This window comes from Methylobacterium sp. A54F (assembly GCF_053346035.1).
The window spans coordinates 1-19,480 of the sequence record NZ_JBKFBF010000002.1 but is presented as its reverse complement, the minus strand read 5'-3'; the positions used below and the strand labels follow the sequence as shown (position 1 = coordinate 19,480).

At 74.0% G+C, this 19,480-nt stretch carries 21 protein-coding genes; 14 read left to right on the top strand and 7 right to left on the bottom strand.

What is annotated here, in order from left to right:
- Positions 1-64: 64 nt before the first annotated feature.
- The 5 genes from ACLBXP_RS03785 (at position 65) to greA (ending at position 4,380) form a co-directional block, all read left to right on the top strand.
- Entirely contained in the window at positions 65-601 is a 537-nt protein-coding gene (locus tag ACLBXP_RS03785) for a hypothetical protein (protein WP_447666240.1), read from the top strand.
- Positions 602-743: 142 nt separating this feature from the next.
- Positions 744-1,988 (top strand): cell wall hydrolase, encoded by a 1,245-nt coding sequence (locus ACLBXP_RS03780; protein ID WP_447666239.1) that lies wholly within the window; start codon positions 744-746, stop codon positions 1,986-1,988.
- A 189-nt stretch (positions 1,989-2,177) separates the two neighbouring features.
- A complete protein-coding gene (locus ACLBXP_RS03775) occupies positions 2,178-2,750 on the top strand; it encodes a hypothetical protein (RefSeq protein ID WP_447666238.1) in 573 nt (190 codons plus the stop codon).
- Between the two features lie 130 nt (positions 2,751-2,880).
- Positions 2,881-3,867, top strand: coding sequence for an acrylyl-CoA reductase (NADPH) (gene acuI / locus ACLBXP_RS03770; protein ID WP_447666237.1), 987 nt, complete (start codon positions 2,881-2,883; stop codon positions 3,865-3,867).
- Between the two features lie 45 nt (positions 3,868-3,912).
- The gene (gene greA, locus ACLBXP_RS03765) at positions 3,913-4,380 is read left to right on the top strand and encodes a transcription elongation factor GreA (protein ID WP_447666236.1); all 468 of its coding nucleotides are present in this window, start codon (positions 3,913-3,915) and stop codon (positions 4,378-4,380) included.
- Here the strand turns inward: greA and ACLBXP_RS03760 are convergent.
- Positions 4,358-5,254 (bottom strand): LysR substrate-binding domain-containing protein, encoded by an 897-nt coding sequence (locus tag ACLBXP_RS03760; protein ID WP_447666235.1) that lies wholly within the window; start codon positions 5,252-5,254, stop codon positions 4,358-4,360. The two genes, greA and ACLBXP_RS03760, sit on opposite strands and share 23 nt — an antisense overlap.
- A gap of 201 nt (positions 5,255-5,455) precedes the next feature.
- On the opposite strand from ACLBXP_RS03760, the gene wrbA reads away from it, so the two are divergent.
- The gene (gene wrbA, locus ACLBXP_RS03755) at positions 5,456-6,055 is read left to right on the top strand and encodes an NAD(P)H:quinone oxidoreductase (protein ID WP_447666234.1); all 600 of its coding nucleotides are present in this window, start codon (positions 5,456-5,458) and stop codon (positions 6,053-6,055) included.
- A 133-nt stretch (positions 6,056-6,188) separates the two neighbouring features.
- On the opposite strand, the gene ACLBXP_RS03750 is transcribed toward wrbA, so the two are convergent.
- Positions 6,189-7,193 carry an L-threonylcarbamoyladenylate synthase gene (locus ACLBXP_RS03750; protein WP_447666233.1) on the bottom strand — a complete coding sequence of 335 codons (1,005 nt, stop codon included), beginning with the start codon at positions 7,191-7,193 and terminating at the stop codon, positions 6,189-6,191.
- Positions 7,194-7,355: 162 nt separating this feature from the next.
- Here ACLBXP_RS03750 and ACLBXP_RS03745 point away from each other — a divergent pair, with 162 nt between their 5' ends.
- The 6 genes from ACLBXP_RS03745 (at position 7,356) to ACLBXP_RS03720 (ending at position 13,573) form a co-directional block, all read left to right on the top strand.
- Positions 7,356-9,122, top strand: a complete 1,767-nt coding sequence (locus ACLBXP_RS03745) for an acyl-CoA dehydrogenase (RefSeq protein WP_447666232.1) — start codon at positions 7,356-7,358, stop codon at positions 9,120-9,122.
- A gap of 66 nt (positions 9,123-9,188) precedes the next feature.
- On the top strand, positions 9,189-9,953 hold the full coding sequence (locus ACLBXP_RS03740) for an enoyl-CoA hydratase-related protein (protein WP_447666231.1): 765 nt from the start codon (positions 9,189-9,191) through the stop codon (positions 9,951-9,953).
- A complete protein-coding gene (locus ACLBXP_RS03735) occupies positions 9,950-10,813 on the top strand; it encodes an SDR family NAD(P)-dependent oxidoreductase (protein ID WP_447666230.1) in 864 nt (287 codons plus the stop codon). Before ACLBXP_RS03740 ends, ACLBXP_RS03735 begins: the two co-directional genes overlap by 4 nt.
- Before the next feature lie 91 nt (positions 10,814-10,904).
- Entirely contained in the window at positions 10,905-11,765 is an 861-nt protein-coding gene (locus tag ACLBXP_RS03730) for an SDR family oxidoreductase (protein WP_447666229.1), read from the top strand.
- 24 nt (positions 11,766-11,789) lie between these two features.
- Positions 11,790-12,794 (top strand): magnesium transporter CorA family protein, encoded by a 1,005-nt coding sequence (locus ACLBXP_RS03725; RefSeq protein WP_447666228.1) that lies wholly within the window; start codon positions 11,790-11,792, stop codon positions 12,792-12,794.
- Positions 12,795-12,820: 26 nt separating this feature from the next.
- Positions 12,821-13,573: an SOS response-associated peptidase gene (locus ACLBXP_RS03720; RefSeq protein ID WP_447666227.1), complete on the top strand. Its 753-nt coding sequence runs from the start codon at positions 12,821-12,823 to the stop codon at positions 13,571-13,573.
- 4 nt (positions 13,574-13,577) lie between these two features.
- Here the strand turns inward: ACLBXP_RS03720 and ACLBXP_RS03715 are convergent, their stop codons facing one another.
- From ACLBXP_RS03715 to ACLBXP_RS03705, 3 genes are all read right to left on the bottom strand, one after another.
- Entirely contained in the window at positions 13,578-13,874 is a 297-nt protein-coding gene (locus ACLBXP_RS03715) for a hypothetical protein (RefSeq protein ID WP_447666226.1), read from the bottom strand.
- Positions 13,875-13,940: 66 nt separating this feature from the next.
- A complete protein-coding gene (locus ACLBXP_RS03710) occupies positions 13,941-15,188 on the bottom strand; it encodes a class I SAM-dependent RNA methyltransferase (RefSeq protein WP_447666225.1) in 1,248 nt (415 codons plus the stop codon).
- The gene (locus ACLBXP_RS03705) at positions 15,185-15,946 is read right to left on the bottom strand and encodes a TlyA family RNA methyltransferase (RefSeq protein WP_447666224.1); all 762 of its coding nucleotides are present in this window, start codon (positions 15,944-15,946) and stop codon (positions 15,185-15,187) included. The genes ACLBXP_RS03710 and ACLBXP_RS03705 overlap by 4 nt, the downstream gene beginning before the upstream one ends.
- Before the next feature lie 128 nt (positions 15,947-16,074).
- Here ACLBXP_RS03705 and ACLBXP_RS03700 point away from each other — a divergent pair, with 128 nt between their 5' ends.
- Positions 16,075-16,641 carry a superoxide dismutase family protein gene (locus ACLBXP_RS03700; protein WP_447666223.1) on the top strand — a complete coding sequence of 189 codons (567 nt, stop codon included), beginning with the start codon at positions 16,075-16,077 and terminating at the stop codon, positions 16,639-16,641.
- 42 nt (positions 16,642-16,683) lie between these two features.
- Here the strand turns inward: ACLBXP_RS03700 and ACLBXP_RS03695 are convergent, their stop codons facing one another.
- A complete protein-coding gene (locus ACLBXP_RS03695) occupies positions 16,684-18,027 on the bottom strand; it encodes an MFS family transporter (protein WP_447666222.1) in 1,344 nt (447 codons plus the stop codon).
- Positions 18,028-18,147: 120 nt separating this feature from the next.
- Complete coding sequence (locus ACLBXP_RS03690) at positions 18,148-19,038, bottom strand: alpha/beta fold hydrolase (RefSeq protein ID WP_447666221.1); 891 nt, start codon at positions 19,036-19,038, stop codon at positions 18,148-18,150.
- A gap of 139 nt (positions 19,039-19,177) precedes the next feature.
- On the opposite strand from ACLBXP_RS03690, the gene ACLBXP_RS03685 reads away from it, so the two are divergent.
- A partial coding sequence (locus ACLBXP_RS03685; protein WP_447666220.1) for a hypothetical protein occupies positions 19,178-19,480 on the top strand: 303 nt, incomplete at its 3' end.

The following is a 19,480-nucleotide window of genomic DNA, read 5'->3' as shown; positions in this document are numbered from 1 at the left end:
ATGGCCCGGCAGATACCCCGCCACCTGCGCGGCGGCCCGCCGCTCCCGAGACGGCCTGACCCGGATGCTCGACCCTGCCACCATCGTTGCCACGCCCGCGCCCGGCCGGGCCTGCGGCGCCTGCACGCTCTGCTGCAAGGTCTACGACGTGCCCGCCGTCGAGAGCGTGGCGGGGCAGTGGTGCCGCCACACGCAGGCCGGCCGCGGCTGCGCCATCCACGCGAGCCGCCCCGACCATTGCCGGGCCTTCCACTGCCTCTGGATGACGGAGAGCTGGCTCGGGCCGGAGTGGAAGCCCGACCGCGCCAAGATGGTGCTGAGCCTCGATCCCGTCACCCGCAACATGAACGTGCAGGTCGATCCCGGGCAGGCGAGCGCCTGGCGCCGGGAGCCCTATCTCGGCCAGCTGCGGCGCTGGGCGGCGGCCTCGATCCCGCAGAAGCGCCACGTGCTCGTCCACGTGAACCGGCTCGCCACCCTCGTCCTGCCGGACCGGGACGTGCCCCTCGGCCAGATGGCGCCGGGGGACCGCATCGTCACCCGCGAGCGCATGACGCCGGCGGGCCCGACCCTCGACGTCGAGACCGTGCGGGCGGCCTGATTCCCGCCCGGGTACGCGCGGCGGATGCGCGCTTAACCGGGCGGCAACCATACCGAGCGATAACCGGGAGCCGGCCGAAACCCGACCGCAATGGCGGTTCAGGCTCTGCCGGCTTGGCCTCTCGGTGCGGGTTGCGGACGGCGTGGGTACCAGACGAGTTCGACGCAGATCGGGCCTTCACTGGCTCGGAGCCGCCGTCACCCCCTGGTTCGCGGGGGCGGGCCTGCTGGTCTCCTTCACGGCGGATGCCGGCACCGAGAGCGCGATCGGCGCGAGCCTCGCGGTGGAGCAGGACGCCCGGGTCACCCCGGCCCTGCCCAGCGGCACCCGCCTGATCGGCGGAATCGAGATCGACGACGGCGCCGGGGCCCTCCTCGGCCTCGCCCGCGCCGAGGCGCTGCGGGCCCCCCGGCGCATCGGCGACGCGGCCCTGCGGGCCGACCTGAAGGCGCAGGCCCGGGTCTTCCCCGTCGTGCAGCGGTCGGCCAAGGGCGACCCCGAGCGAGCGCTCGCCGCGAGCTTCTCCCGCGGGGCGCGGGACCTGCGCGAGGCGCAAGGCTCCCTGATCTTCGCCAACCTGACGGGCTCGGTGAGCGGCGTCCTCACCCCCGGCGCCGCCACCTGGAGCGCCGAGCTGGAGCCGGACCTCGGCTTCGTGGCCGTGCCCGATCTCGGCCAGACCGTGGGTCCGGGCGCCACGCCCGGCGCGTCGGCCCCCCTCGAAGCTGCCGGCGACGCGCAGGCGCGCCACGGCGACCTCTCCGGCGGCCTCTCCGACGGCGCGACCCCCGCGGTGCCGCGCGCCGTGGCGCTGTCCTCGACGACGCCCGCGCCCGCCGACGCGACGCCGATCGAGGTCGCGGCCGCGAGCCTCGCCCTGCCGGGCTTCTCGCTACGCACCGACCGCCCCGAGGGACCGGCGCAGTCTGCGCCGGACGGCGACCGCCACCGCTACGCCGACCTGATCGACCCCGACTCGATGGACCGCGAGCAGCGCTGCCTCGCCGAGGCGGTCTACTTCGAGGCCCGCAGCGAGCCGGAGGAGGGCCAGGCCGCCGTAGCGCAGGTGGTGCTCAACCGCGTGAAGAGCGGCCTCTACCCGAGCAACGTCTGCGGCGTCGTCTACCAGAACCGGCACCGCTACATGGGCTGCCAGTTCTCCTTCGCCTGCGAGGGCAAGTCGCTGCGCATCACCGATGCGGGCTCCTGGGAGAGCGCCACGCGGGTGGCCCGCTCGGTCATCGAGGGCCGCACCTACCTCGCCGAGGTGGGGGCCGCCACGCACTACCACGCGGACTACGTGCGGCCGAACTGGTCGCGCCGCCTGAAGCGGATGGACGTGATCGGCCGTCACATCTTCTACGCACTCAAGCGCGGCCAGACCTGAGCGTTCGACTTGTCCAACCGGTTGTTTACCTAAGTAGATCGTAACTCGGCACTCGGACCCCAAGGTTAATTTTACCTTAGAATTCAATTGAGCTTGCCGATCCGGCAACTCCGCGGCCTCTTATGCGTCGAGATCTGCGCCGGCAGCGCGCAGCGTCCGCACGCATCGCGACACAACAAGGGGGAATTCATGGCCGCGACGGTCCACCGTCTCGCAACTCTGGCCGCCGCACTCGCCGGCGCCGCGCTCCTGTCGACGGCCGCCGAGGCCGGCGGCTGCTACGGCGCCGAGTGCTACCGCCACGTCAGCACGCCGCCGGTCTTCGACACCGTCCAGGAGCAGGTCCTGGTGCGCCCGCCCCGCACCGTCTACCGCACCACGCCGCCCGTCTTCGACACGGTGCAGGAGCGCGTGATGGTGTCGCCCGGCGGCCGCTTCTGGCAGACCCGCCGCGGCCCCTACGGCGAGCTGATCGGCTGCTGGGTGAACACGCCGCCGCGCTTCGCGGTGCGCGCCCGCCGGGTGCTCGTGCAGCCCGCCCAGTCGATCCCCGAGACCATCCCGCCCGAATACGCGAGCGTCAGCCGCCGCGTCCTCGTCCAGCCCGCCCGCGCCGGCTGGGTGCCGGTGGGCGGCGGCTACGGCCCGGGCGCGCCCCTCGTCGGCTCGATCCCGGACGCCTTCGGCATCACCGGCGCCAGCTCCGCCGACATCGGCGTCGGCCTCGGCTTCTCCCGCGGCAGCATCTACGACGGCTATTGAAAGGCCGCGGGTGCGGTCGGCCGCACCCGCCGTCCGGTTTCGCGGGGTCGCGCGCGGGCCGCATCCCGGCCCGCCGCGGCTTGACTCCGCCCGCCCCCGCCACAGCTCCGACCCCGACGAGGAGGCGCGGATGGGGACGTTCAGGGGCTGGGTCGTGGACAAGGCCGAGGGCGCGCAGAGCCTCGCCTTCCGGGACGTGGACGACGCCGAGCTGATGGACGGCGACGTGACCGTGCGGGTCACGCACTCGACCCTGAACTACAAGGACGGTCTGGCGCTCACCGGGCGCTCGCCGGTGGTGCGCCGGTTTCCGATGATCCCGGGGATCGACTTCGCCGGCCTCGTCGAGCGCTCCGACCATCCGGACTACGCCCCGGGCGACCGGGTGGTGCTCACCGGCTGGGGCGTCGGCGAGACGCATCTCGGCGGGTATGCGGAGCGCGCGCGGGTGCGCGGCGACTGGCTGGTGCCGCTGCCGGACGGCCTGACCCCCGCTCAGGCCATGGCGATCGGGACGGCGGGCTACACCGCCATGCTCGCCCTGATGGCGCTCGACGCGCACGGCCTCACGCCGGCTGCCGGGCCGGCCCTCGTCACCGGGGCCTCGGGCGGCGTCGGCTCCGTCGCGGTGGCCCTGCTCGCACGGGCCGGCTGGCATGTCATCGCCGCGACCGGGCGGCCCGAGGAGGCCGACTACCTGCGGGGCCTCGGCGCGGCGGAGATCCTGGATCGGGCCGAGCTCTCCGGCGAGCCGCGGCCGCTCGCCCGCGAGCGCTGGGCCGCCGTGATCGACGCGGTGGGCTCGCGAACCCTCGCCAACGCCCTCGCGATGACCCGCGCGGACGGGGCCGCGGCGGCCTGCGGCCTCGCGCAGGGCATGGACCTGCCGGCCTCGGTGGCGCCGTTCATCCTGCGCGGCGTCTCGCTCCTCGGCATCAACAGCGTGACGACCCCGCAGCCGAAGCGCCGGACGGCCTGGGGCCGCCTCGCCCGCGAGCTCGACCTCGACGCCCTGGCGGCCATGACCACCACCGTCCCGCTGGAGGAGGTCGGCCGCCTCGGCGAGGCGATCCTGTCGGGGCAGGTGCGCGGTCGCACGGTGGTGACCATCGGCTGACCGCGGGGGCGGAACCGCGGCCATGGCCCCCGCATTTCCGTCTTCATGAGCATTGCATTCGTTCGCGAGAAGGAGGGCGGGGAAGCCTTCGAGGATCTCCCCGACCGCCCGATCTCGCCGCACACCAACTTCGTCACGCCCGAGGGTCTCGCCCATATCGAGGCCGAGGTGAAGCGCCTGCAGGCCGAGGCGGCCGGCCTGTCGCCCGACGACAAGGCCGACAATGCCCGCGTGGCCCGCGACCTGCGCTATTGGACCGCCCGGCAGGGCACCGCGCAGCTCGTGGAGGCCGTGGAGGGCGACACCGTGCATTTCGGGACCACCGTGACGGTGACCCGCGAGGACGACACCCGCCAGACCTTCCGGATCGTCGGCGAGGACGAGGCGGACCCCGCCAAGGGCACCATCTCCTACGTCGCCCCGCTCGCCCGCGCGATCACCGGCAAGAACGTCGGCGACGTGGTGGAGGTGAACGGCCAGGAGGTCGAGGTCACGGAGATCCGGAAGGGCTGAGGCTGCGGCCCTCCAGGGCCGCCCGCATCGGGGCCAGCGCCTCGCCCACGAAATCCATGAACACCCGCACCCGCGCCGAGTGGCGCAGGTCCTGGTGGGTGAGCAGCCACAGGCTCGACTGCAGCTCCGGCTCCGGCTCGCCGAGGCGCACCAGCGCGGGCCGCCGGTCCGCCGACATGCAGGGCAGGGGGCCGATGCCGAGCCCCGCCTCGATCGCCTCCCGCAGGCCCAGCACGGTGTTGAGGCGGACCACGATCCGCTCTGGCGTCGTCCGCGCCTCGACGAAGCGGAGGAACCGGGCGCCGCCGACCGATTCGCCGGGCGTCACCCAGGCGCAGGCTTCGAGGGGGCCGTGCGCCTGGTCGGCGCGGCCGTAGATCGCCCACGGCACCGTGGCGAGGCGCCGCCCGACGAGGGTCGGGGGCGGGGCGTCGCTCGCGCGGATCGCCACGTCGGCGTCGCGCCGCGACAGGTTGAGGGCCTCCTCCGACAGGACGAGATCGAGCACGATCGCCGGGTAGCGCGCGCGGAAGCGGGCGAGGATCGGCATCAGCGTCTCGGCGAAGAGCGTCGCGGGCGCGGTGACCCGCAACTCGCCCGCGGGCAGCACCGCGCGCCCCGCGACCGCCCGGGCGAAGCCCGCCGTCTCCTCCTCCATGCGGGTGGCCGCCGCGACCATCGCGGCGCCGGCCGCGGTGGGGACGTAGCCGGAGCGCAGGCGCTCGAACAGGCGCGCTTCCAGGGCGGCCTCGGCGGCGGCGAGGCGCCGGAAGGCGGTGGAGTGGTTGATGCCGAGGCGGGCCGCCGCGCGGGTGAGCCCGCCCGCATCCGCGATCGCCTTCACGAGGCGGTAATCGTCCCAGTCCGGCGCCATCGCGAGCCCAAACCCTCGACCCAGACGGCGACACTACGCCGACGCCTTGCATTTTCGCAAAGCCTGTCTTGCAGGGGAGGGCATTCCCGCAAGGCGCGCGAGCGCCGATGTTGCGGGCGGAAGGGCCGGGCGCCGCGGGCGGGCGGCCTCGTCACGACCGGGCGCGACCCGGCACACGACACCGCACAAGGAACACGCGCGATGGCGAAGGTACTCGTTCTCTACTACTCGTCCTGGGGTCACGTGGAGCAGCTCGCCCAGGCCGCCGCCGAGGGTGCGCGGGCGGCCGGCGCCGAGGTCTCCGTGAAGCGGGTGCCCGAGCTCGTGCCCGAGGAGGTCGCGCGGCAGTTCCACTACAAGCTCGACCAGGCGGCGCCGATCGCCCAGCCGGACGAGCTCGCGGACTACGACGCGATCATCTTCGGCACGCCCACCCGCTACGGCAACATGGCCGCGCAGATGAAGCAGTTCATCGACCAGACGGGCGGCCTCTGGATGAAGGGTGCGCTCGTCGGCAAGGTCGGCTCGGTCTTCACCTCGACGGCCTCCCAGCATGGCGGCCAGGAGACGACGCTGACGAGCTTCCACACGGTGCTGCTGCACCACGGCATGGTGATCGTCGGCCTGCCCTACAGCTTCCCGGGCCAGAGCGGCGTCGAGGCCGTGAAGGGCGGCTCGCCCTACGGCGCCACAACCATCGCGGGTGGCGACGGCAGCCGCCAGCCCACCGAGGTCGAGCTCGACGGCGCCCGCTTCCAGGGCCGGCACGTGGCCGGCATCGCCGCGAAGCTCGCGGGCTGAGATCCGGACAAGAAAAAAGGCTCGGATTGCTCCGAGCCTGGGAAGGGTAAAGGCCAATGGGGGCTGATCTGGCCTTCGTGACCCATCAACGGGGCGTCGCGCGGGAAAGTTCCGCGCGGCGCTGAAAAAACTTTCAGCGGGGTGCCGCGGCCCGCCGCAACCGGTCGTTGATCGCCTCCCCTAGGCCGTCCTCGGGGATCGGCGCCACCGCGATGGTGCCCGCCCCCGAGGCGTCGAGCCGGCGCAGGGCGGAGAACAACGCCGCGGCGGCCTCGGCGAGGTCGCCCCGCGGGCTGAGGTTGAGGCTCGCCGCGGCAGCGTCCAGCCCCTCCGGCGCGCCCGGACCGAACAGCAGCGCCGCCTCGCCGGGGGCGACCGCGCGGGCCCCGAGGCGGACCCGGGCGCGGGGCGCGTAGTGCGAGGCGAGGAGGCCCGGCCCCACCGGAGCATCCGCATCCGCCGCCGCCGGCCCGGCGAGGTCGCGGCCCAGAACCTCCCGCAGGGCCACGCGGGTGATGCCGCCCGGGCGCAGCAGCCGGGGGCCGTCGCCGAGGCAGGCCACCACCGTCGACTCGACGCCCACCGGCGCCGGGCCGCCGTCGAGGATCGCGGCGACGCGGCCGTCGAGGTCGGCGGCGACGTGGTCCGCGTCGGTCGGGCTGACCCGGCCGGAGCGGTTCGCGGAAGGGCCCGCCACCGGCCGCCCGACCCGGGCGAGGAGGTCGCGCGCCAGCGCGCTGCCGGGCACCCGCAGGGCGAGGCTCGGCAGGCCGGCGCGGGCGAGGTCGCAGACCCGCGTGCGCTCGGTCGCCGGCACCACCAGGGTCAGGGGTCCGGGCCAGAAGGCCTCGGCGAGGCGGGTGGCGGCGGCGTCGAACGCCCCCTCGCGGAGCGCGGCGCCCGTCTCGGGCAGGTGGGCGATCAGCGGGTTGAAGCGCGGGCGCGCCTTGGCGGCGTAGATCCGGGCCACCGCGGCCGGGTCGGTGGCGTCGGCCCCGAGTCCGTAGACGGTCTCGGTCGGGAAGGCGACGAGGCGCCCCGCGCGCAGCAGCTCCGCCGCCCGCTCCAGCCCCGCCGCATCGGCGCCGAGCCGCAGCGTGGCCTCGTCCTCCGCGGTGGTTGACCCAGGATCGTTCATATATAAACTATCTCTGCTATAAACGATCTCCGCCCGTGACGAAGCGGTCGGTTCCGGCTTATGTGGCGCCGCAGGCCGTAGCGTCCGCGACGCCGGGGCGTCAAACGCCGGGCGAGGGGCTCCGACGAGGGCCGAGGGCGAGGGCCCGGGAGGAACGGATTCATGAGCTACCGCGCGCCGGTGCCCGAGATGGCCTTCACGCTGCGCCACGTCGCCGGCCTCGACGCCGTCCTGGCGGGCGGGCGCCACGCCGACCTGACGGCGGAGGATGCCGAGGCGGTGCTGAGCGAGGCCGCGCGGTTCGCTGGCGACGTCATCGCCCCCCTCAACCGCGCCGGCGACCGGCACGGCACCCCGCTGGCGGACGGCGCGGTCACCACGCCGCCGGGCTGGGCGGCGGCCTACCGGGCCTTCGTGGCGGGGGGCTGGAACGGCGTCACCGCCGATCCCGATTACGGCGGCCAGGGGCTGCCCAACCTCCTCGGGGCGGCCTGCACGGAGATGTGGAACGCCGCGAGCCTCGCCTTCGGCCTCTGCCCGCTCCTCACCGCCGGCGGCATCGAGGCGCTCTCGGCCCACGGCTCGGACGCGCTGAAGGCGGCCTACCTCGAGAAGCTCGTCTCGGGCGACTGGACCGCCACCATGAACCTCACGGAACCGCAGGCGGGCTCCGACCTCGCGCTCCTGCGGACCCGGGCCGAGCCCGCCGGGGACGGCAGCTACCGGATCACCGGCGCCAAGATCTACATCACCTACGGCGAGCACGACCTCACCGACAACATCGTCCACCTCGTGCTCGCCCGGCTCAAGGACGCGCCGGCGGGCACCCGCGGGATCTCGCTGTTCCTCGTCCCCAAGGTGCTGCCGGACGGCAGCCGCAACGACCTGCGCTGCTCGGGGCTGGAGCACAAGCTCGGCATCCACGCCTCGCCCACCTGCTCGATGGCCTTCGGCGATCAGGGCGGCGCCACGGGCTGGCTGATCGGCGAGGAGAATCGCGGGCTCGCCTGCATGTTCACGATGATGAACGCGGCCCGCCTCGGCGTCGGCCTGCAGGGCGTGGCGGTGGCCGAGGCGGCGAGCCAGAAGGCGCTGGCCTACGCGCGGGAGCGCCGTCAGGGCCGGGCGGCGGGGGCCGCGGAGGCGACGAGCGCCATCGTCGCCCACCCGGACGTGCAGCGCATGCTCCTGACCATGCGCGCCCTGACGGCCGCCGCGCGGGGCATCTGCTACCTCACCGCCGCCGCCCTCGACGCGGCGGACGGGCCGGAGGGGCAGGCCGCCCACGACCGCGCCTCCCTGCTCACCCCCGTCGCCAAGGCCTTCTCGACGGACATCGCCAACGAGGTCACCTCGCTCGGCGTGCAGGTGCACGGCGGCATGGGCTTCGTGGAGGAGGCCGGCGCGGCGCAGCTGATGCGCGACGCCCGCATCCTGGCGATCTACGAGGGCACCAACGGCATCCAGGCCATCGACCTCGTCGCCCGCAAGCTGCCGCTTAACGGCGGCGCCACCGTGCGGGCGCAGATCGCCGCCATGCGCGCCGCGGCGGAGGGCGTGCTGCGCGACGGCAGCCCGGCCTTCGGCCACACCGCCGCGCGGCTGCGGGCGGCGGTCGAGAGCCTCGACCGGGCGACGAGCCACCAGCTCGCCGCCCTCGCCTCGAACCGGCCGGAGGCGGCGCTCGCCGGCGCCAGCCCCTACCTGCGCCTGTTCGGCCTCGCGCAGGGCGGGGCCTGCCTCGCGAAGGCGGCGCTTGCCGCGAGCGCGGCGCTCAAGGCCGGCGAGACCGATCCGGCTCACGCCGCACGGATCGCGCTCGCCCGCTTCTTCGCCGAGAACCTCGCGGTGGCGGCCGGCGGCCTGGAGCAGGCGGTGATCGACGGCGGCGCCTTCGCGGAGGACGCGGCGCTGGCGCTGGCGAGCTAGGCGCCTCGTCCCCGGACGGGGCAGGGCGGATCCCGGGCGCGCGATTGTGGAACGGAGATTGTCGAGATGACCGAGCACGTCACCGTTCAGGACCTCGCCGGCGGCGTCCGCCTCGTCGCGATCGACCGGTCCGAGAAGAAGAACGCGCTCACCGCGGCGATGTACGGGGCGATGGGCGAGGCCCTGGAGGGGGCGGATTCGGACGACGCGGTCGGGGCGGTGGTGTTCGCGGGCCTGCCCGGCCTGTTCAGCGCCGGCAACGACATCGCCGATTTCGTCGCGCAGGCGCAGGGGGGCGGGGAGCCCGCGGCGCTGCACTTCATCCGCCGCCTCGCCCGCACCCGCACGCCGATGGTGGCGGCCGTGGACGGGATCGCGGTCGGCATCGGCACGACGCTGACGCTCCACTGCGACCTCGTCTACGCGAGCCCCTCCGCGCGCTTCCGCACGCCCTTCGTGGAGCTCGGCCTCGTGCCCGAGGCCGCATCGAGCTACCTGCTGCCGCGGCGCGTCGGCCGCCTCAAGGCCACCGAGATCCTGCTCCTGTCCGAGGCCTTCGACGCGGACGCCGCGCAGGCGCTCGGCCTCGTCAACGCGGTGATCCCCTCCGACATGCTCCTCGACCACGCGGTCGCGCAGGCCGGGCGCCTCGCCGCCCTGCCGCGGGGTGCGCTCGCGGCCTCGCGGGCGCTGATCCGCGGCGACCAGGCGGCGCTCGACGCGGCGCTCGAAGCGGAGGCCGAGGCGTTCCGGCGCCAGCTCGCCTCGGCGGAGGCGCAGGCCGCCTTCGCGGCCTTCCTGAGCCGCGGCCGGGCCGCCGGGCGGCCGTGACGCCGGATCTCGCGGGCCGCGTCTGCCTGGTGGCCGGCGCCTCCCGGGGTGTCGGGCGCGGCATCGCCCGCGGCCTCGGCGAGGCCGGCGCCACCGTGATCGTCACCGCCCGCTCCAGCGAGACCGGCCCCCGTACCGAGGCGCGCCCCGAGACGATCGAGGATACCGCCCGCGCCGTCGACGCCGCGGGCGGGCGGGGCCAGCACTACCTCTGCGACCACACCAGCGAGCGGGCCGTGGACGAACTCGTCCACTGGGCCCTGCGCCGCTACGGCCGCATCGACGTCGCGGTCTCCTGCGTCTGGGGCGGCAACGAGGGCTACGACGGGCGCCGCTACCCCGACGGGTCGGCCTGGGGCGAGCCGTTCTGGCGCCGCTCGGCCGAGCCGTTCGGGAGCTTCCTGCGCGCCGGCCCCTTCGCGGGCCTCCTCCTCGCTCGCGCGGTGGCCCCCGCCATGGTGGCCGCCCGCTCCGGCCTGATCGTGCTCGTCTCGTTCGACACCGAGGGCGCGTATCTCGGCGACGTCTACTACGACCTCGCCAAGGCCGCGACGAACCGCCTCGCCTTCGCGGGGGCCGAGGAGCTGCGCCCGCACGGCGTGACCATGCTCGGCCTCTCCCCGGGCTTCGTGCGCACGGAGCGGGTGTGCGACCTCGGCCAGGCCGAGGATGCCACCGAGAGCCCCCTCTACGCCGGCCGGGCGGTGGCGGCGCTCGCCGCGGACGAGGCCGTGATCGCCCGGGCGGGCCGCGTGCTGCACGCCGGCGACCTCGCCCGCCACTACGGCTTCACCGACGCGGACGGCGGCCAGCCGCCGCGCTTCCGCATCGCGGGCGAGCGCCCGGGCCCGGGGGGATGAGGCCGCGGGGCCGGGGGCGGGCGGGTGCCCGCTGAAGGAAGGCCGGGTGAGGGAATCCGGGCTTCCCGATCAGGACGAGCAGGAGGAAACCATGGCGGACGGGCTCAAGGGTAAGACGCTGTTCATCACCGGCGCCTCGCGGGGCATCGGGCTCGCGATCGGGCTGCGGGCGGCGCGGGACGGCGCGAACGTGGCCATTGCGGCCAAGACCGACACCCCGCACCCGAAGCTCGACGGCACCATCCACACGGCGGCGGCGGCCATCGAGGCGGCGGGCGGGCGGGCGCTGCCCCTCGTCTGCGACGTGCGCGACGAGGATTCCGTCAAGGCGGCGATCGGGCGGACGGCGGAGGCCTTCGGGGGCCTCGACATCGTGGTGAACAACGCGAGCGCGATCTCGCTGACCCCGACGCCGCAGACCGAGATGAAGCGCTTCGACCTGATGCACCAGATCAACACGCGCGGCACCTACATGGTCTCGAAATACGCGATCCCCCACCTCGCGAAGGCCGGGAACCCGCACATCCTGATGCTGTCGCCGCCCCTCGACATGCAGGAGAAGTGGTTCGCGCCCCACCTCGCCTACACGATGGCGAAGTTCGGCATGTCGCTGTGCGTGCTGGGCCTCGCGGGCGAGCTGCGCCGGCAGGGCATCGCCGTGAACGCGCTGTGGCCGCGCACCACCATCGCCACGGCGGCCGTGAACAACCTCCTCGGCGGCGAGGCCCTGATGCAGGCGAGCCGCACGCCCGAGATCATGGCCGACGCCGCCCACGCCCTGTTCCTAATGCCGGCCCGCGAGGCCACTGGCCGCTTCCTGATCGACGACACGTTCCTGCACGAGACGGGCGTCACGGACTTTTCAAAATACCGCGTCACACCGGGCATTCCCCTTGCGCCGGACTTCTTCGTGCCCGATGCGAGCGTGCCGCCACCCAACGCGCTCGCCTGAGCGCTTCCCCGCCCTGAGACGCTCGTGATCTTCATCCACCAGCCGGTCGCCGGCGCCGGGCAGGCCCTGCTCGAACGCCGCCCCCTCGAACTGCAGGACACGATCCCCGACGAGACCGTCTGGCTCGACCTCATCCGCCCGAGCCGGGAGGAGGAGCTGAAGGTCGAGGCCTTCATGGGCATCCAGGTCCCGACGCGGGAGGAGATGAAGGACATCGAGCCCTCCGAGCTCCTCTACGTGGAGGAGGGCGCCCGATACATGACGGGGCGGGTGCTCTCGAAGGTCAGCGACTCGGAGGAGCCGGGGCTCGCCGGCATCACCTTCATCCTGCGCGGCGCCAAGCTCGTCACCGTGCGCTTCGAGGAACCGCAGGCCTTCCGGATGTACGCGCAGCGGGCCGGGCGCACCACCGGCAACGGCCCCTCCGCCAGCGCCTCGGGCGAGAGCATCCTGGCGGGGCTGATCGAGGCGGTGATCGACCGGGCCGCCGACGTGCTGCAGCTCCAGGGCGAGCGCATCGACCGCCTGTCCGGCAAGATCTTCGAGGTGCAGGACGACCCCTCCGCCCGCAACACCGCCCTGCAGGACACCCTGCGGGCGCTGGGGCGCCACGGCGACCTGATCTCGAAGCAGCGCGAGAGCCTCGTCTCGATGGAGCGCATCCTGCTCTCGCTCTCGGCGACCTACCGCACCAACAAGGCCCCCCGCGAGCTGCGCGAGGACGTGCGCTCGACGCTGCGCGACCTGCAGTCGCTGGAGGAGCACGCCACCTTCCTGTCCACCAAGATCCAGTTCCTGCTCGACGCCACCCTCGGCCTCGTCAACCTCGAGCAGAACAACATCATCAAGCTGTTCTCGGTCATGGCGGTGGTGTTCATGCCCCCGACCCTGATCGCCTCGATCTACGGCATGAACTTCAAGACCATGCCCGAGCTCGAATGGCCGTTCGGCTACCCCATGGCGGTGCTGATGATGATCGTGGCCGCGGTGCTGCCCTACGCCTTCTTCCGCTGGAAGAAGTGGCTCTGAGGCGGGCGCCGGCTTAAGCTCGCCCGATGTGCGGACGCTACTTCATCGCGCAGGCGCCGGAGCTGTTCGCCGCCTTCTTCGGCTACCCCGAGCGCCCGAACTTCCCGCCGCGCTACAACGTGGCGCCGACCCAGCCCGTGGCGATCGTGCTGGAGGCGGAGGGCCGCCGCCAGTTCCGGCTGGTGCGCTGGGGCTTCTGGCCAGGCTGGCTGAAGGACCCGAAGGGCTTTCCCCTCGTCATCAACGCCCGGTCCGAGACGGTGACCGAGAAGGCGACCTTCCGGGGCGCCATCCGCCACCGCCGCTGCGTGTTCCTGGCGGACGGCTTCTACGAGTGGCGCCGCGAGGGCGAGGGCCGCAAGGCGGTGCGCACGCCCTTCGCGATCCGCCGCCGGGACGGTGCGCCGATGGCGCTCGCGGGCCTGTGGGAGAGCTGGCTCGGGGCGGACGGTTCCGAGGTCGACACCGCCGCGATCGTGACGACGGGGGCCAACGGGACCATGGCGGCGGTGCACGACCGCATGCCGGTGATCCTCGACCCGCGGGCGATCGCGCCCTGGCTCGACGTGCGGGGCGTGGAGCCGGGCCCGGCCGCCGCCCTCTGCCGGCCCTGCCCGGACGACTGGATCCGCCTCGACCCGGTGAGCGCGCGGGTCAACGACGTGCGCCACGACGAGCCCGGCCTGATCGAGCCCGTCGGCCGCCCGCAGCCGGCCGTGCCGCCCGCCCGCGACCCGCCGCGCTCGAGCGACGAGGACGCGCAGGGCTCCCTGTTCTAGGCTTTCAGCAGCCGCTGCAGATGCTGCGCTCGATCTTCCGGTCGGAGGAGAAGACCCGCTGCTCCACCTGCCGCTGCCCCTCGGCGGGGGCGCCGAGCGAGGTGCCGGGCGGCTTGGTGACGCCGAGCGTGTTGGTGTTCGGCGCCGTGATGGTGCTCGTCGGGCCGCCGCCGGTGCCGGTCTGGTCCGGCTGCGCGGGGCCCTGCGCGAGGGCGGGCTGCCAGAGAGCCGGCGCGGCGAGGAGGACGATGGGGAGGACCGAGCGGGCGAGGGCGCGCCGGGTGTTGGGTCGGATACTCATGGTCGCCTCCGTCGGCGAATCAACACGTTTCGCGCCCAGAAGTTCAATCGAAGCGTGCGCGGCCGTCTAGCGCCGGCGGCGCTCCGGCGGGCGGCTGAACACCCCGACCATCTCGATATGCCCCGAATACTTGAACTGGTCGACGGGGGTGACCCGTTCGAGCCGGTAGCCGCCGGCCACCAGGGTCGCGGCGTCGCGCGCGAAGGTGCCGGCATCGCAGGCGACGCCGACCACCCGGGGCACCCGCGATTCGGCGAGCTGGCGCGCCTGCGCCTGGGCGCCCGCCCGGGGCGGGTCGAACACCACCGCGTCGAAGGCGTTCAGCTCGTGGGCGAGGAGGGGGCGGCGGAACAGGTCGCGGCGCTCCAGGGTCACGCGGCGCAGGCCCGCCGCCTCGCGCACCGAGCGGTCGAGGCCGGCGAGCGCGGCGGCGTCGCCCTCCACCGCGTGGACCTCGGCGAGGCGGGCGAGCGCCAGCGTGAAGGGCCCGCACCCGGCAAACAGGTCGGCGATCCGCTTCGGCCTGGGCGGCATCGCGGCGACGACGAGGTCGGTGAGCGCCGCCTCGCCGGCCGCGGTCGCCTGCAGGAACCCGCCGGGCGGGGGCAGCAGGCGCGCGCTGCCCGATGGCAGGGTCACGGGGCGGCGCGCCACCACAACCTCCCCGTGCAGGGCGAGCCGGGCGAGGTCGTGCTCCTCGGCGAGGCGCACCAGGGCGGCGCGCACGCCCTCGCTCACCGGGCCGTGGCCGCGCAGGTCGACGTCGAGGTCGGCCGGGCAGGCGGTGACGGCGACGTCGAGGGGCTTGCGGCCGTGGCCGAGGGGCGCGCTGAGCGCCCGGGCGAGGGCCGGCGCCCCGGCGAGCTCGGGCACCGCGACGGGGCAGCGTTCGATCGCCACGAGGGCGTGGCTTCGCGCCTCCATGAAGCCGGCCTCCGCGCGGCCCTCGACGGCGCGGACGTGGAGCGTGATGCGCCGGCGCCCGCGCCCGTGCGCGTCGACGAGGGGCTCGGGCTCGACGGGCAGGCCCGCCTGGGACAGGGCCGCGGCGAGGAGCCCCCGCTTCCAGGCGCCGTAGGGCTCGGGGGCGAGGTGCTGCACCGCGCAGCCGCCGCAGCGGGCGAAGTAGGGGCAGAACGGCGCGACGCGCTCGGGGGAGGCCGCCTCGACGGCGACGAGCTCGGCCCGGTTGCCGCTCCGGCGGATCGCGACGCGCTCGCCCGGCAGCGCCTTCGGCACCGGCGTGCCGTCCTCGGCGAGGCCGTCGCCGCGGGCGCCGAGGCGGCGGATCGTCAGGGTCTCGGTGTCGGTCATGCGCTCTGCAGTCGTCCACTTTGCCCGAGGCGGGCCCCGATCAGGAACTCGCGGTTGCCGTCGCCGCCCTCGATCGGGGAGGGGACGAGGCCGAGGATGGTGAAGCCGAGGCCGCCGAGAACGTCCCCCACCGCGGCGCAGACCTCGGCATGGACGGCCGCGTCGCGCACGATGCCGCCCCGCCCGACCCGCTCGCGGCCCGCCTCGAATTGCGGCTTGATCAGCGCTGCGAGCCCCGCGCCCGGCGCCAGGAGGGGCGGCAGGGCGGGCAGCACGAGGCGCAGGGCGATGAAGCTGACGTCGATGCAGGCGAGACCCGCCGGCGCGGGGAGGGCGCCGGCCTCCAGGGCGCGGATGTCGGTGCCCTCGCGGCTCGTCACCCGCGGGTCGGCCCGAAGCGTCGGATGAAGCTGGTCGCGCCCCACGTCGACGGCGGTGACGTGGGCGGCGCCCCGGCGGAGCAGCAGGTCGGTGAAGCCCCCCGTCGAGGCGCCGACGTCGAGGCAGGCGAGGCCCGCCGGATCGAGCCCGAAGGCGTCGAGCGCCGCCGCGAGCTTGAGGGCGCCGCGCGAGACGAAGGGGTGGGGCTGCCCCGCCACGATGAGGCCCTGCGGGTCGATCCGGTCCGAGGCGCGGGCGACGCGCCGCCCGTCGACGGTGACGAGCCCGGCCGCGATGGCCGCCTGGGCCCGGGCCCGGCTCTCGTAATGGCCGCGCTCGACCAGGACGCGGTCGGCCCGGGGCCGCTCAGGGGACATGGAATCCGCTACAACCTGACTGCGTGTCGTGTCGGTCGGGACACGGCGTGCCCCCAACCCGCGCGCGCACCCTGTCGAAGGGGCAGCGCCGCGCCTACCTAGCTGAGCCTGGAGAGGAGAGCCATCGCATGACACGCCTTCTGATCGGCCTCGCGGCCCTCGCGAGCCTGACGTCCGCCGCACCGGCCCTGGCACAGACCCCGGCCCAGACCCCGGCCCAGACCGCCGATCCGGCGCCCGCCGCGCCGCAGACCTTCGAGAGCGAGATCAAGAACAACAAGGGCGAGTCGATCGGCAAGATCGCGATCCGGGACGGCGCCAACGCCCTGGTGATGCGCCTCGCCATCAAGGCGGGCGGCCTGCCGCCGGGCTGGCACGGCATCCACTTCCACGCGGTCGGCGACTGCTCGGACACGGACAAGTTCGCCAACTCGAAGGCGCACGTGAACCACGACCAGAGCAAGCACGGCCTCCTCAACCCGGACGGGCCGGACGAGGGCGACATGCCCAACATCTACGCGGCCGCGGACGGCTCGGTGAACGCCGAGGTGTCGAGCGAGACCCCGCTCACCGGGGAGGGCGGCCTGCGGGACGGGGACGGCTCCGCGCTGATCATCCACGCCAACGAGGACGACCACAGCACGCAGCCGATCGGCGGCGCGGGCAACCGCATCGCCTGCGCGGTCATCAAGTAGCGGGCAGGCCGCCCCCGGACCACGGGGGCGGCGCCGCGGCCCTCAGGCCGGCGCGAGGCGGGGCTTGGCGCCCAGCGCCTCCTCGACGGTGCCGTCGCCGTCGAGGTAGCCGTGCCGCTTCGGGTTCGGCATCAGCAGCGAGCCCACGAAGGCGACCGACAGCATCACGGTGACGTACCAGAAGAAGGTGCTCTCGATGCCGCGCTCCTTGAACCACAGCGCGACGTACTCGGCGGTGCCGCCGAACATCGCGTTGGCGAGCGCGTAGGAGAGGCCGACGCCGAGCGCCCGCACCTGCGTGGGGAACAGCTCCGCCTTCACGATGCCGCTGATGCCCGTGTAGAAGCTGATCACCAGGAGCCCGGCGGTGATCAGCCCGAACGCCACGAAGGGGTCCTTGGTGCCGCCGATGGCGGTCATCAGGGGCACCACCATCAGGGTGCCCAGCCCGCTGTAGAGCAGCATGTTGGCCTTGCGCCCGATGCGGTCGGACAGGGCGCCGAAGATCGGCTGCACCAGCATGTAGACGAGCAGCACGAAGGTCATCACCTGCGAGGCCGAGACCTTCGGCATGCCCGCGGTGTTGACGAGGTACTTCTGCATGTAGGTCGTGAAGGTGTAGAAGCTCAGCGAGCCGCCGGCCGTGTAGGCGAGCACCACGCAGAACGCCCGCCAGTGCTTCGACAGCTCCTTGAACGTGCCGGCCGCCTCGCGGTCGCCGGTGGCGGTCTCGGCGAGCGAGCGGCGCAGGTAGAGCGCGACGACCGCGGCGGCCGCGCCGATGAAGAACGGGATGCGCCAGCCGAAGCCCTTGAGCTGGTCGGCCGTCAGCACCGCCTGCAGCGTCACCAGCACCAGCGAGGCGAGGAGCTGGCCGCCGATCAGCGTGACGTACTGGAACGAGGCGTAGAAGCCCCGCTTCCCCTTCAGCGCCACCTCGCTCATGTAGGTGGCGCTCGTGCCGTACTCGCCGCCGACCGAGAGGCCCTGCAGCATGCGGGCGAGGAGGAGCAGGATCGGAGCCGCCTCGCCGATCGACTCGTAGGTCGGCAGGATCGCGATGAACAGCGAGCCGACGCACATCATCAGCACCGAGATCACCATGGAGGTGCGGCGGCCGACCCGGTCGGCGATGCGCCCGAACAGCCACCCGCCGATCGGGCGCATGAAGAAGCCCACCGCGAAGATGCCCGCGGTCTGCAGGAGCTGGCTGGTGGAATCGCCCTGCGGGAAGAAGACCGGCGCGAAGTAGATCGCGAAGAAGGCGTAGCAGTAGAAATCGTACCACTCGACGAGGTTGCCGGACGACGAGCCGACGATGGCCATGATGCGGCGGCGCCGGTCCGCGGCGTCGTCCACCGCGGGTGCGATCCCGATTTCTGCCATGGCGTTCGTCTCTCCCGCGGCGCGTGCCGCCGCTCTTGCTTGTCTGAGGCGACGTTACGCGGGCGCGCCGGCCCGCAAAAGCCTCCGGGGCAACGGGCTGGGGATTAACGGGTGCCCGTGTCACCCTTCGCCCGGCACGAGGCCGCGGGCCGCGAGCCAGTCGGACAGGGCCGCGTTGACGGGGCCCGGCGCCTCCTGCTGCACCCAGTGCGACACGCCGGGCAGCCGGCGCAGGGTGAAGTCCGCGACGTGGGGGCCGTAGCCTTCCGTCAGCTCCAGCCCGAGCGCGGTGTCCTCCTCGCCCCAGACCATGAGGACCGGCTCCGCGATGGGTGGACTTGCGCGATCGCGCAGCAGCGACCCGGCATTGGCGCGGTAGTAGTTCAGCATCGCCGTCATCGCGCCGGGCCGCAGGGCGTTCGCGCGGTAATGGTCGAGCACCTCCGGCGGGAAGGCGGACTTGTCGACCGCCATCCCGCGGAAGGACTGGGCGATGGCCGCCGCGCGGTTCCGGGTCAGGGCCCATTCGGGCAGCCCGGGGAGCTGGAAGAACGCGACGTACCAGGAGCGCGCCCGCTGGCGCCAGGAGCGCCGCAGCACGCTCCGGAAGACCGCGGGGTGGGGCACGTTCATGATCACCAGCCCGTCGAGGGGCCGGGCCCGGGCGATGGCGAGCGACCAGGCGACCATCGCGCCCCAATCGTGCCCGACGAGGAGGCGGCGGCGGGCGCCGAGCGCGTCGAACAGCGCCGCCGCGTCGTCCACCAGGTGTTCGAGCCGGTAGGCGTCCCGCTCGCGGGGGCGGTCGCTGTCGCCGTAGCCGCGCAGGTCCGGCGCCACCGCGCGCCAGCCGAGCCCGGCGAGGTGCGGGAGCTGATGGCGCCAGGAATAGCGGCTCTCCGGGAAGCCGTGCAGGAGCAGCGCCACCGCGTCGCCCGAGCCCGCCTCGTCCACGGTGAAGCGCAGGCCGTTCGCCGTGAGGCTTCGGGTGCGGATCTGGGTGTCGGCCATGAGTTCGACGGGTCCTCGTTGGGTCCTCGCCGGGGCCTGGCGCGGTGCCTTTTGGCGGAACGCTTTCCTGCAGCTTCTCGTTGCGGGCCGGACTGGTGCCGGACGGGCGCCGGCACCTAACAGGGAACGGACAACGACCATGAGCAAGCTCTTTCGGAGCACGGTGACGGCCGCGGCGCTGATCATCGGTGCGGCCACGGCCTTCGCCCAAGGCGGCGCGGGCGGAGGAGCCGGCGGTGCCGGCGGCGGCGCGGGCGGTGCCGGCGGCGGGGCTGGCGCAGGGGCCGGCGGCGGCGCCGGCGGTGGTGCCGATGGCTTTCAAACCGAACCCAACGGGGACCCGCGCGGTCAGGTGGGCGCTGCCGACCGGGCCGCTCACCAGCGGGATGTCGGCCGCCGTGGAACTCGGATCGGTGTTCGTGCGGCCGTCCGTTACCACCCA